General features: G+C 67.4%; 11 protein-coding genes and 2 pseudogenes. 5 read left to right on the top strand and 8 right to left on the bottom strand.

Translation table 11 applies throughout. The annotated features are described in order from the left end of the window. Positions 1-241 precede the first annotated feature (241 nt). Entirely contained in the window at positions 242-1,105 is an 864-nt protein-coding gene (locus VGR06_RS30040; protein WP_327562528.1) for a M15 family metallopeptidase, read from the top strand. Between the two features lie 91 nt (positions 1,106-1,196). Here the strand turns inward: VGR06_RS30040 and VGR06_RS30035 are convergent, their stop codons facing one another. Continuing rightward, the gene (locus tag VGR06_RS30035) at positions 1,197-1,343 is read right to left on the bottom strand and encodes a hypothetical protein (RefSeq protein ID WP_327562527.1); all 147 of its coding nucleotides are present in this window, start codon (positions 1,341-1,343) and stop codon (positions 1,197-1,199) included. Positions 1,344-1,348: 5 nt separating this feature from the next. Further along, entirely contained in the window at positions 1,349-2,122 is a 774-nt protein-coding gene (locus VGR06_RS30030; RefSeq protein ID WP_327562526.1) for a maleylpyruvate isomerase family mycothiol-dependent enzyme, read from the bottom strand. A 347-nt stretch (positions 2,123-2,469) separates the two neighbouring features. On the opposite strand from VGR06_RS30030, the gene VGR06_RS30025 reads away from it, so the two are divergent. Continuing rightward, positions 2,470-3,612, top strand: a complete 1,143-nt coding sequence (locus tag VGR06_RS30025) for an IS110 family transposase (protein WP_327562525.1) — start codon at positions 2,470-2,472, stop codon at positions 3,610-3,612. A 727-nt stretch (positions 3,613-4,339) separates the two neighbouring features. On the opposite strand, the gene VGR06_RS30020 is transcribed toward VGR06_RS30025, so the two are convergent. From VGR06_RS30020 to VGR06_RS29995, 6 genes and pseudogenes are all read right to left on the bottom strand, one after another. Further along, positions 4,340-5,194, bottom strand: a complete 855-nt coding sequence (locus VGR06_RS30020) for a GNAT family N-acetyltransferase (protein ID WP_327562524.1) — start codon at positions 5,192-5,194, stop codon at positions 4,340-4,342. A gap of 829 nt (positions 5,195-6,023) precedes the next feature. Continuing rightward, complete coding sequence (locus VGR06_RS30015; protein ID WP_327562523.1) at positions 6,024-6,353, bottom strand: hypothetical protein; 330 nt, start codon at positions 6,351-6,353, stop codon at positions 6,024-6,026. A gap of 33 nt (positions 6,354-6,386) precedes the next feature. Continuing rightward, entirely contained in the window at positions 6,387-6,827 is a 441-nt protein-coding gene (locus tag VGR06_RS30010) for a YybH family protein (RefSeq protein ID WP_327562522.1), read from the bottom strand. Between the two features lie 69 nt (positions 6,828-6,896). Further along, positions 6,897-7,082: pseudogene (locus tag VGR06_RS30005) on the bottom strand (multicopper oxidase domain-containing protein); the annotation flags it as partial. Positions 7,083-7,084: 2 nt separating this feature from the next. Continuing rightward, on the bottom strand, positions 7,085-7,420 hold the full coding sequence (locus VGR06_RS30000) for a hypothetical protein (RefSeq protein WP_327562521.1): 336 nt from the start codon (positions 7,418-7,420) through the stop codon (positions 7,085-7,087). Between the two features lie 495 nt (positions 7,421-7,915). Continuing rightward, on the bottom strand, positions 7,916-9,067 hold the full coding sequence (locus tag VGR06_RS29995) for an IS110 family transposase (RefSeq protein WP_327562520.1): 1,152 nt from the start codon (positions 9,065-9,067) through the stop codon (positions 7,916-7,918). Positions 9,068-9,427: 360 nt separating this feature from the next. Between VGR06_RS29995 and pip the strand changes: the two genes are divergently transcribed. The 3 genes and pseudogenes from pip (at position 9,428) to VGR06_RS29980 (ending at position 11,939) form a co-directional block, all read left to right on the top strand. Then, entirely contained in the window at positions 9,428-10,390 is a 963-nt protein-coding gene (gene pip, locus VGR06_RS29990; protein WP_327562519.1) for a prolyl aminopeptidase, read from the top strand. A gap of 307 nt (positions 10,391-10,697) precedes the next feature. Further along, a pseudogene (locus tag VGR06_RS29985) lies at positions 10,698-10,964 on the top strand (hypothetical protein); the annotation flags it as partial. A gap of 231 nt (positions 10,965-11,195) precedes the next feature. Beyond that, positions 11,196-11,939, top strand: coding sequence for a phosphotransferase enzyme family protein (locus VGR06_RS29980; RefSeq protein ID WP_327562518.1), 744 nt, complete (start codon positions 11,196-11,198; stop codon positions 11,937-11,939). The last annotated feature ends 288 nt before the right edge of the window (positions 11,940-12,227 follow it).

The following is a 12,227-nucleotide window of genomic DNA, read 5'->3' as shown; positions in this document are numbered from 1 at the left end:
TAAGGATCATTACTGGTAGCTCTGTCACGCAGGGTAGCGCCCTCGCGGCGGATCCGGATGGCCAGCGGTGACCGTCCTCGCCAGGGATCTCCTCTCCAGAGGCGCGCTCGCCCTACTGGCAGACTGGCTCTGTACGGCACCGTCGACTAGTTATTTGAACGACAGCGTAGGCGAACGCAACGATATGGCGAGAGACATCACGACGACGCCCGGGCGACACCGGACGTCGGTATGGCTGCCGATGAGCCGACTGTTGACGGCCCTGCTGGCCTGCGGTGTCGCCGCGGCCTGCTCCGGCACGTCGCCCAGTCCGGCGCCGGACGCGCTGGCGGGCAGGTCCAGCGCACCGGCCACGAACCCGGCGACGGACCCGAGCCCGCCGGTCGAGCGCATCGGCGACGCCACCGCTGCCCCGGCCTGGCTCGGCACGCGGGTGCTACCGGTCGGGTCCAACGGCTTCGCCGCAGCGCAGGCCACCCCGCCGGAGTTGCGCCATCGATCGATCATCACGACGGACGACCTACCGCCCCCGGCCGACGGCGGCTTCCACTCCACGATCCAGGCCGTACCGGCGAGCGTGCTCGCCCGCTCCACCTGGACCAGCGCCTGCCCGGTGAAAGCCACGGACTTGCGTTACGTGACGGTCAGCTTCCGCGGGTTCGACGGGCTGGCGCACACCGGTGAGTTGCTCGTCAACGCGCGCGCGGCCGACGGCCTGGTCAAGGTGTTCGGCAGGCTGTTCGCCGGGGGGTACCCGATCGAGCGGATGCGGGTGACCAGTGCCACCGAGCTCAACGCAGCGCCGACCGGGGACGACAACACCACCGCCGTGTTCGCATGCCGGCCAGTACGGGGTCACACGGGCTGGTCGCAGCACGCCTACGGACTCGCAGTGGACGTCGACCCATTCCAGAATCCGTACCACAAGGGGAACGTCGTACTTCCCGAACTGGCCACTTCCTACCTCGACCGCGGCAACGTTCGGCCCGGCATGATCCTTCCGCACGGACCCGTCCTGAAGGCGTTCGCCACCATCGGATGGAAATGGGGCGGCGACTACCACTCACTGAAGGACTTCATGCACTTCTCCGCCAACGGCGGCTGAGCCACAGACGCAACACGCTGCAACGCGGCGGTCCATGTTGCGGCGACTCGCACTCCGCGGCCGCGGCTGCCCGAGGTCAAGAACCTGCCCGTCACCGATCCGGATGAACTGGGCGACGCCGGATCGCGGCTGATAAGTGCGCCAGCAGCTTCATCCTGATGGCACGTCGCGCGTCCTCGACAAGAATCAGCCACCACGTCGTCGACTTGTCGTAACGGGTGCCCTGTTCGCCGGACATGGCGGTCAGAATCTGCTGTTCGACAACCAATGCGCGAAGAGTTCTTGGTCGCCGATGATCTCAACGTCCGCCGTTCCCACCGTCAGGCGCCGATTGAGCAGGAGCACCAGTTGGAGGGCAGGCCCACGTACCGTGACGTGCGCCCGGTGGGGGCCGTGCCGCCAGGTAACACCGGCCGGGCTGCGAGTGACCGACCACTCGCGGCCCGACCCGAGGTCTGCGTCTATGGCGACAAACTGCAGCGACTCGCCGGCACCCGCCAAGCTAGCGAAAGCGCTCGATACACCGATGTCCGGCCTGGAAAGAGTCGCGGCAGTGTCCAGCATGTCGGACACGCCGTCAGCCGCAAGATCCGCAGCCAGGTCACCCTCGATGCCCAGGGCCAGTTCGGCGTCGAAGCGATGCACCACCTCGTCGTGGAGCATTCGCCGTAGCCAGAAGCCCGCCGACCGATCCTTCTGCCAGGTCCACACCGGCTGCTCCGGTCCCGCGACCCGCACCGCGTCACCGAGCATCCACGCGCCCGCCATCAACCACTCGCTTCGCTCATCCGGGTCGACAGGCACGACTACCTCCTGGATGGGAACCGGCTCCAGCAGGCGCCGCCGGATGATCTCGGCCGCCCACCGGTGCCCGCGGCCGACATGCCCAACCAACTGCTCCAATGTCCAGCCGGGGCAGGTTGGGATCGGCCGCTGGACGTCCGTGTCGTGCGCCAACCTGGCCAATCTGGCCGTTTCGGCCTCGAACTCCACGAAGTACCGGTCGAAATCAAGCACGGATATCGCACCTCTTCGGGCCGACGGAGCAGCTATTCACCCTCAATGATTTCCGCTGCTGTCCGTCGGATACATCTGGTCTCCGTCATCGCTACGGCGACAAAAACTCGACGCCCTCAATTCGGCTGCTTATTTACTTGGTGGTACGACCGCAGCCCGGCCAGGCTTGGTCGAGGTGATCAGCGGGGTAGCTCTCACATTCGGCTGCCCACCGGGGTTGGTGTGGCTCAGATTTGGCATGCGCCCCGCTGGTCACCGCGGCGTGGAGTGGCTCCAGAGGGGTCTGCCCAGCTCGAAGTAGCACTGCCCTCCTCGCTGAATCAACCCAGCTCAAGCGAGGAGAGGCAGTGGATCAGGTCATCATCGGGATGGATCCGCACAAGCGGTCCGCGACGATCGAGATCATCGACGATCGGGAGACCGTGCTGGCCGGCGGCCGGTTCGGCACGGATCGGGAGGGCTACAAGGCGATGCTCGCCCTCGGGCGGCGCTATCCGGAGCGGATCTGGGCGGTCGAGGGCTGCAACGGCATCGGCCGGCACGTCGCCCAGCGTCTGGTCCCCGACGGCGAGACGGTCGTGGATGTACCGGCGAAGCTGTCCGCTCGGGCGCGGGTGTTCGCCACTGGCCAGGGCCGCAAGACCGACCCGGTCGACGCGCACAGCGTCGCCGTGGCGGCGTTGCGCGCCAAGGGATTGCGCCAGGTTGCGGTCGATGATGTGACGGTCGCGTTGCGGCTGCTGGTCGGACCGCCGCGACGGCCTCGGACACGCCCGCACCGACCTGCTCAACCGCATCCACAAACTGCTGCTCGAGCTGCTGCCCGGCGGGGCGAAGAAGTTCCTGTCCGCCGACCAGGCCCGCACCATGCTCAACACCATCCGGCCCCGCGACCTGTCGGGCGCACCCGGCGCCGGCTCGCGTCCGAGCTGATCAGCGACCTGGTCGCCGTGGACAAGAAGATCAAAGCGGCGAACAAGGAACTCACCGAACTGGTCGAAGCGACCGGTAGCAGCCTGCAGGACCTCAACGGCATCGGCCCGTCCGGCGCCGCCCGCCTGATCGGCGACATCGGTGACATCGGCCGCTTCGCTAGCCGCGCGCACTTCGCCTCGTGGAACGGCACCGCACCGCTGGACGCCTCCTCCGGCGACCAGAAACGGCATCGCCTGTCGAGGGCCGGCAACCGGCGCATCAACCGTGTCCTGCACATCATGGCCGTCGTCCAGTTGCGCCATGACACACCCGGCCGCGCCTACTACCGGCGCCGGCTCGCCGAGGGCAAGACGCCGATGGAAGCCATGCGCAGCCTCAAACGACGACTGTCCGATGTGGTCTATCGACAGATGCTCCGCGACGCAAAAACGGCCACGGGGACGAGCCCGGGAGGACAAATGGGGGCGACCCTGCAATCCAGCGCGGCTGACCCAAACCCCCCAGGTCAACACTTCGGAACAGTCACTTCCCGGACTCGCCGAACCCCAGCCTAGAACACAACATTCCGACGCCGCTTGACAAAGAGGGGAGCCAGATCAGAGCACAGCCGGGGTAATGGCCGGTGCTCTGGCCCGCACCACCACCGGGGCGCCTGCCGCCTACCGACCTCACCTTCAGCCACTGTGCCGGCGGTGAGCATCACGCCGGTGGTCACGGTTAGCCGGCCGGCCGCAGCGCTCGGGTAGCCGTGGCGACTGCTGGGTTGGTAAGTCAGCGACGGGGGGCCTTGATGGTCGCTCGGCAGCCGAACCGCGATCGACCTGTCAACGTCGGGCGGCGCGTGGTACGGGTGGAGGCGGCCTCTGAGCACGCAGGTCCAGAGTGGTCATACCGTTCGGGACCTGCTGTGCAGGCTCGGCGTTCGATGACTCGAGGATCCTGATGAGCTGCGTCGTAGGGGGAGCAGGTTGGTGCCCCATGTGCAGGTCCCGAAACGCGGTCTCAAGGGCAGCCGGACTTTACCGTTGAGCTGCATAAACATGATCGAGGTGCAGGGTGATCTCGATGGCAGAGCATTGCTCAAGACTGCTCTTGCGCTGGGCGGCTCCTAATCGCCGCTGACCTGTCCGTTCCCGACGGTTGGGGCTGACGTGCCGATGGCAGGCGGGGGTGGAGCAGATTCAGCCGGCAGATCGCGGCAGCCATGCGCGCGTAAGGGATGGAGCGACCAGCGATGAGCCCGGGGATCCGGTGCCGCCGCTGGGTGCCGGTGCTGTGACTTCACGAACGGAACGTGGTATCGGCTTGTCGCTCCTCGCGGATCAGTACGGCACGCGAGTAGAGCAGTTGGAACCCGGCGCGCTGGACGTTGTGTTGCGATCGGGAGCCCGGCCGGGTCGTGACCACGGCGAGTTCGCATCCGGCCGCGCGGGCGTCGGCGAGCCGGGCCGTCAGCAGTGCGGTCTGTACCCCGCTTCGCCGGTGGGCCGGCTGTGTCGCCGCGCCGATGAATTGTGCGATGCCGTCGTCCGCGGCGCGGAAGGCGGCGCCGCCGACCGGCGTCCCCTCGCGCCAGGCGAGGTAGCGGACGGTCCCGGCCGTGGTGACCTGGTCGCGCTCGGCCGTCTCGAGTGTCGTGCGGGAGAATTGTTCGTGTGCCGTAACGCCCTCGACGTCGGCGTGCAGGAAGGCCTCCACGACCACGTCGAGCCACGTGGGGAGCTCGTCGTCCGGGCTGGGCCGCACGTCGGACGGATAGGTCGGAACGTCGCTCAGCAGTCGCCCGAGCACGTTCTCGAAGGACACCAGCCGGTAGCCGCGCTCGGTGAGGCGCACGCCGAGCGCGGCATCACCCAAACTGGACACCTCGACCTCCACCGGGCAGCCGACCGCCGCAAACGCCTGCTCGATCTCGTCGAGCACGGCGTCCGGCACCCCGGCGAAGCCGAGACCGGCCACCTTGTTGAACGGCGAACCGGCCTCGACGAAGTTCGCCACGCCCCCGCCGACCCGCATGGTGAACCCGCGCGGATCGGCGCCGCGCGCCTTCGCGGCGACGGCGCACGCCGCCATGAACTCGGCCTCCGCCCGCTCGATGCGCAAGGCCAGCGCGGTGTCGCAGAACAGGGGCTCCATAGTCGCCGACCGTAGGTAGCACCGCCCTGACCGGTCAAACGTCTTGCCAGATAGGCCGTTCTGCCGGGCCTGCCAGGCGCGCCCTTCGGCCCGGTAGCCGCACCGGCCATCGCGCACCGACATGGCTGCGACGTGGTAGGCGTGGCGGCACTGCACCGCGATGACACAGACACGCGAGCATGCCGACTCACGGCGTGCTCAACTACGGCGGTTCGGGTGCAAGGTCACGTGCGTACGTCTGCCGCGATGCGCGCTACCCAGCGTCACGAACGATGGTCGCGGTTCAGCGACCCGTTGTGGCGATGCCCGCACTTCCATTGGGCCTTCATGCCCCAAACCGGTTTGCCGAAGTGGCCGTTGCGCATACCACGCAGCGGTCTGTGTCGATGCATCACGACGAGCTCGCCATGCCGAATCTCCGGCGAGTGCCCGGGGAGCAGGTTTGTATGCCCTGTACGAGCCCCGAAGCGTGCTCTCGACTGCACCTGGATCAAGCGCTGAGCTGCGCAAATGGAGCCAAAGAGAGAGGCTATCTCCAAGGCAGGAGACGGCCCAAAACTGCTCCCACGCTGGGCGGCTGCTGATCGCCGCCGACCTGCCCGTTCCCGGCGGGTGGGACTGACGTGCCGTCGGCGGGAAGGTTGGATGGCAAGCGCTGCAGAGGAATCGCTGCAGGGACCCGGATTGCGGTTGGGGAAACTCGCCGCGGGCTCGCTCCAGCCGTGATCGAGGACCAGGGAGCGGTACGGACCAGGCCCGCCGGAGGTCATCAGGATGTCAGGCACGGCTGCGGGCAGCAGGCTGCCATCTCAATCTCGAACGCATCTGATTAGTGCAGCAGGTAGCGCTGGGCCATGGTCACGAGTTCCTGCATGAGGGTTTCCGGATCGCCGCTCAGGCCGAAGCCAGAACCGTACGCGGTCCTCAGCGTCATCGCTGAGAAGATCAAGGAGAAGCAGAACTCACGTTCCCGAACCGGGTCGACGTGCCCGCTCTTTGGCTTGATCGGGGCGGGCACGGAGACGAAGAGGTCAGCGATGGCGTTGCGGTATCCCTCGCCGCGCCGGGCGACACCACCACCACCACCCTCCTCCCCAACGAACGCCCCTACCTCCTGCCCGCCTCCCTCGGGGCCCGCATCGGCGCCACCGCCGACCACCCTGAGCAGTCAGGGGGCCGGCAGGATGGGCGGTCAGGGTTCGAGGTTGGTGACTCCCTTGCCGGTGGCGATGTCGAACGGGACGGAGGCCTGGTCGTGGACGATCAGCCAGGTGCCGTCGATCTTCTTGAAGCAGAAGGTGCCACGGACCCACATGCCGGGCGTGGCCGTGCCGTTGCCGAGCGTGCCGCTGAGCCGGCCGAAGCAGTGGCCGAACGCCACCTCGTCCCCCACGGTGACGGTCAGGTCGCGCACCTCGTAGCCCACCTCCTGGAAGAACGTGAACGCTCGGATCCAGTTCTCCATCTTCGCCTCGACCCCCACGTGCTGGAGCGGTGGCTCGACGTCGAAGGAGACGACGTCCGTCGCGTAGATCCGCCGCAGGGCGTCGAGATCCTTGGCGCCGATCCCGTCGACGATCCCGTCGATCTGCCGCCGGATCTCGGCCTCGTCGACCTCGCGTTGCGTAGGCATCGAATCTGTCCCTTTCTTTCTCTGTGGCTCTTGGCTTCTGTCCATACGACGATGCGGCGCCGGGGGATGTCAGGTGATTTCGAGGTTGGCCATCATGCCCATGTCCTCGTGTTCGGCGTTGTGGCAGTGGAAGAGGTAGCGGCCGCGGTAGCCGTCGAAGCGAGTGATGATCTCCGCCGACTCGCCCGGTCGTAGCGAGATGGTGTCCTTGAGGCCGGCGTCGTGGGGGAGCGGCGCGCGGCCGCTGCGGGACAGGGTCAGGGTCTTCCAGTGCAGGCCGTGCTGGGATCGTCATCGTCGTCGGGCCATTGCACGACCGCCAGCTCCGGAAGTCCGAGCCGTGGTGCGATGACCTCGTTGGCATCCGTCCCCCAGGTGGTCGCCCACACCAGCCGGCACCCCAACGCCAGCAGGCGGCGCCCGTCGTCGGGGTCGAGCCTATCCAGGAGCGGGTTGCCGCCGTCTTTCACCGGCTCGGCGTACGCGGTGGTCGAGCGGCGGTGCGCGCTGACCAGCCGGGCCTTGAAGGGGATGAGCGGCCCGTCAACGTCGAGGAAGACCAGCGGCTGATCATCGGGGAGGTCCGGCCTCACGCTCGAACCGTATCCAGCCCTCGGTGCGCTCCACACGCGCGCGTCTTATGCCGCTTTCCAGCCGGGCGTCGTGAGGCATACGGATTGGGGTGGGGATGTTTCAGGGCGAGGTTGGCCTGCAGGCGCTGTACGGATAGACGTCCCGGGCTGGCTTGGCTCGGCACCCGGACCTGGCGATCCAGCCCGGTCGGGAGCAGGTTCGTGCCCCCTGTGGAGGCGGCGAAGCGTGTACCCAAACGCAACACGACTCCATGGCTGAGCTGCGCAAACGTGCTTGTCGAGGTGCAGGTTGATCTCGAGGGCGGGATGCAACCCAAAACTGCTCCCCGGCGGGGCGGCTGTCGATCACGGCCGACCTGCCTATCGGCTGAATCATCGCCGTCGCGGCCGAGAGCCCTCATTTGGCCGCCGACAGGGCCGTCACCAGCTGTGTCGAAGGCTGGTTCGTTCGTGGGCCGGCGTCCGGACATGGCACCCCTCTCTGTCAAGTGGTGATCATGACGGCTGTTTTAGGCTGGGTTTGGCGGGTCCGGGAAGTGACTTGTCCGAAGTGTCGATCATGGGGTTCAGGTCGGCCGCGCTGGATGTCAGAGTCGCCCCCGTGTGTCCTCCCGGGCCCGTCCGAATGCGCTTGGCGTCGGCGACCATCTGCCGGTAGACGACGTGGGAGAGGCGGCGTTTCAGCGCCCGCAGGGCCTCCATCGGGGTCTTGCCGGCGGCGAGCTTGCGCCGGTAGTAGCGGCGGCCCTCGGTGTCGTGTCGCAACTGGACGATGGCCATGATGTGCAGGGCGCGGTTGATGCGCCAGTTCCCGGCTCGGGACAGCCGGTGCCGGTTCTGGTCGCCGGAGGAGGCGTCGATCGGGGCGGTGCCGTTCCACGAGGCGAAGTGCGCGCGGCTGGTGAACCGGCCGATGTCGCCGATATCGCCGAGCAGGCGGGCGGCGCCGGAGGGGCCGATGCCGTGCAGGTGCTGCAGCCGGCTGCCGGTGCTGGTCACCAGCTCGGTCAGCTCCTGGTTCGCGATCTTGATCTTCTTGTCGATGGTCACAAGTTCGTGGATCAGCTCGGAGGCCAACCAGCGGCGGGTCTTGCCGACCACATCGCGGGGTCGGACGGTGTTGAGCAGGGCGCGGGCCTGTTGCGCGGACAGGAACTGCTTGGCGCCGCCGGGCACGAGTTCCAGCAGCAGGTGGTGCAGCCGGCTGACGACCTCGGTGCGGGTCCGGCCGAGCTGGTCCCGGCGGTCGACCAGCAACCGCAACGCGACGGTCGTATCGTCCACTGCGACCTGCCGCAGACCTGGGGTGCGCAACGCGACCACGGCGACGCTGCGAGCATCGACCGGGTCGGTCTTACGACCCTGGCCGGTGGCGAACACCCGGGCCCGGGCGGACAGCTTCGCCGGCACGTCCACCACGGTCTCCCCGCCGGCGACCAGGCGCTGGGCGACGTGGCGGCCGATGCCGCTGCATCCTTCGACGGCCCAGAGACGGTCAGCGTGCTTGCGGCCGGCGGCCAACATGGCCTTGTAGCCGTCGCGGTCCGTGGCGAACCGGCCTCCACCGACGGCCTGTTCTCGGTCGTTGATGATCTCGATCGTGGCGGAACGCTTGTGCGGGTCCACACCGATGATGACCTGGCTCATCCGGGTCTTCCTTCCTCGAGCCGACAGGTGTTGTCAGCGAGGAGGGCACCGCTACTTCGAGCTGGGCATACCCCTCTTGAGCCTCTCCGCGCCGCGGTGACCGGCAGGACGCACGCCAAATGAGAGCCACACCAAGCTGCGGTGGGCAGCCGAAAAGAGAGCGACTCCGCCGGTCACCTCGACCAAGCCTGGCCGGGCTGCGGTCGTAGATCAATTAAAGAAGTAGCCGAATAGAGGATGTCCGGATGGTGTCACGGAATTGCTGCTGTCCGGAACAGCGTGCTGGACGACAATCGGGTCGCTCAGCGAGCAAGGACGTGCGATTGTGGCACCGTTTCCTATTTCTTGGAGCTCTCAACCGTGGACGATTTATACCCCCCGATCGAGCCGCATGAGACGGGAATGCTCGACGTCGGCGAGGGCAACCTTGTGTACTGGGAGGTGTGCGGCAACCCGGAAGGCAAGCCGGCGCTCGTCGTCCACGGCGGACCCGGGTCAGGATGTTGGACCGGTTGGCGCCGATACTTCGATCCGGACCGGTACCGGATCGTCTTGTTCGACCAGCGTGGCTGTGGCCGGAGCACACCGCACGCCAGCGACCCGGCAGTCGACATGCGGCACAACACCACCTGGCACCTGATCGCTGACATGGAGCAGTTGCGAGAACACCTGGGCATTGACCGCTGGCTGCTGTACGGCGGCTCCTGGGGCTCCACGCTCATCCTGGCCTACGCGCAACAGCACCCGCAGCGGGTGTCCGAGATCGTCATCGCCGCGGTCACCATGACCCGGCGATCGGAGATCGACTGGCTCTACCGGGGCGTCGGCCGGTTCTTCCCCGAGCAGTGGGAACGCTTCCTCGAAGGAGCCCCTGGCACGCCAAGCGACGGCGACGTCGTCGCCGCCTATGCCCGCCTCATGGAGCACTCCGACGCCGCCGTACGGGAAAAGGCCACGGCCGACTGGTGCGCCTGGGAGGACGCGGTCCTGTCCGGAGAGACCGGTGGCGCCTCCAACCCGTACGGCGATCGTCCTCCGGCCGCCCGACTGGCCTTCGTGCGGATCTGTACCCACTACTTTTCTCACGGCGCGTGGCTCGAGGAAGGCGTACTTCTGCGTGAGGCCGGTCGGCTGTCCGGCATCCCCGGTGTTTTGATCCATGGTCGGCTCGATCTGGGTGGGCCGCTGCGAACTGCCTGGGAACTGCATCGTGCGTGGCCCGGCACAGAGCTAATCACTGTGGAGAACGCGGGTCATCTGGGTACCTCAACGACGCGCGGGTACGTTCTTCGATCACTTGACCGGTTCGCGGCCGGCGATTAACTCCAACCGGATCGGACTGTTCTACGTTCCAGGCGCCAGCTCACACTGGATCCGGCGTGCAAGCTCTTCTAATAGGTTCTTGTCAGCCTGCTGGTGCAGGATGGCTCCGGTAGCGGCTGGCGGGTCAGCACTCCACTCTTCGGACCCTTCGAGGTCTTGCGGCAGACCGTGCGCCCGTTGGTCGTGAGGAGATGAGACAGCCGATGGGATGACGTGCCCCGCTCGAGCGCGGTGAGCACTTGACTATTAGATCGCTGGCGTCTCCTCCACGCTGCTTGCGCAGATGATGTCCATGAGGGAGGGACAGTTGATCTGGGTCGGAGACGACTGGGCCGAGGACCACCACGACATAGAACTTCTCGACGACCACGGACGCAGACTCGCCCGCGCACGGCTGCCGGAAGGCCTTGACGGCATCGGCCGGCTGCACGCGCTGATCGCGGAGCACATGCCCGCCTCCTGGGCCGACCTCGAGCCGGCCGAAGCTGCCCGGCGGGTGCAGATCGGGATCGAGACCGACCGGGGAAACCTGGGTGCAGGCGCACTGACCACGTTCGCCTCCCTGACCTACGCCACCCTCATCGACGCCACCCCGACACCTGAACAGGTCGCCGAAGCCGTAGCGTCCCAGGCCGGGTGAACAGGCCATCAGCCCAGAGCCGAGCGCCAGGAGCGCGTTGCGGGTACCGCACGCCCCTGACCACGAAGGGGCATCCCGATCAGCGTGTATTACGCACCGTAACCGTCTCCCGCTGGGCTCGGCATCCTGAACTGCCGAGAACAGTGATGTTCGGCACCCCGTAAGATGTGGCCGGTGGGGTGGGAGGCACTCGGGCAGTGGGGTGAAGACGTCGCTCGCATCGAACCGCTCGCTGGCGGAGTCGCCAACGACGTGTGGAGCGTGCGCGTCAACGGGCACCTCGCGGTCGGTCGTCTCGGCGCCAGGAGCGACGCTGACCTCGCGTGGGAGACCGAGCTCCTCCAACACCTCGACCGTGAAGATCTGACCGTGCCGGTGCCGATCCCGGCTACGGACGGCCGGCTGTTCGCCGACGGTCTGGTGGTGATGACCTACCTGGATGGTGGACCGCCCGAGACGCAGGCCGACTGGCGTCGCGTGGCCGGCACGCTCCGCGAGCTGCATCGGTTGACGCAGGGCTGGACGCAGCGCCCAGGCTGGCGATCGTCGACCGACCTCCTGCACGCCCAGACCGGGACGAAGATCGACCTCGGCGCGATGCCCCCTGAGAGCGTTGCTCGATGCCGAGCAGCGTGGGCGCGGCTCACCGGACGTCAGACATGCGTCGTCCACGGCAACCCCAACAACCCTGGCAACGTCCGCATGACCGCGAATCAGGTCGCGCTGATCGACTGGGACGAGTCGCACGTCGACGTCCCCGACCTCGACCTCGTGCTGCCCGGCAACGCCGCCGGCCTCGACGACGGCGCGCACGACATCGCCGCGCAAGCGTCGGCCGCGTGGGAAGCCGCCGCCTGCTGGGACGACGAGTACGCAGTCAAGCGGCTCGCCGACGTTCGGGCGGTCTGAGAACGCGTTCGAGGAGTGGAGTTATTGGCGGTCGAGTGCACACATCTGCCGCGATCCGCGCGCTACCGAGCGTCACGGCGAGCCCGCGCGACCGGCGCTCGGACGTGCCGAGCTGAATGCGGCGGAGTGCGGCCACTACGGTCCATTTGTCGCGCGTCAGAATTCTTGGCACAGGGGTTTGTTGGCCCTGACCCAAGGAGTTGACCGAATGAGTCGTCCCCCGGTGTTCCCCGCCGAGGACAAGATGCGCATCGTGCTGTCGGTGCTGGCGGGCGAGCTGACGATGGC

It is taken from the genome of Actinophytocola sp., from assembly GCF_036002505.1.
In the GTDB taxonomy this organism is placed as follows: domain Bacteria; phylum Actinomycetota; class Actinomycetes; order Mycobacteriales; family Pseudonocardiaceae; genus DASYTH01.
This window is presented reverse-complemented; position numbering and strand designations above follow the sequence as displayed.

Bases quoted from the DNA above. Each gene is read 5' to 3' on its own strand.
- VGR06_RS30040 (WP_327562528.1), top strand. From the start codon at position 242: ATGAGCCGACTGTTGACGGCCCTGCTGGCCTGCGGTGTCGCCGCGGCC.
- VGR06_RS30035 (WP_327562527.1), bottom strand. From the start codon at position 1,343: ATGTCCGGCGAACAGGGCACCCGTTACGACAAGTCGACGACGTGGTGG.
- VGR06_RS30020 (WP_327562524.1), bottom strand. From the start codon at position 5,194: ATGGAGCCCCTGTTCTGCGACACCGCGCTGGCCTTGCGCATCGAGCGG.
- VGR06_RS30010 (WP_327562522.1), bottom strand. From the start codon at position 6,827: ATGCCTACGCAACGCGAGGTCGACGAGGCCGAGATCCGGCGGCAGATC.
- VGR06_RS29995 (WP_327562520.1), bottom strand. From the start codon at position 9,067: ATGAGCCAGGTCATCATCGGTGTGGACCCGCACAAGCGTTCCGCCACG.
- VGR06_RS29980 (WP_327562518.1), top strand. From the start codon at position 11,196: ATGTGGCCGGTGGGGTGGGAGGCACTCGGGCAGTGGGGTGAAGACGTC.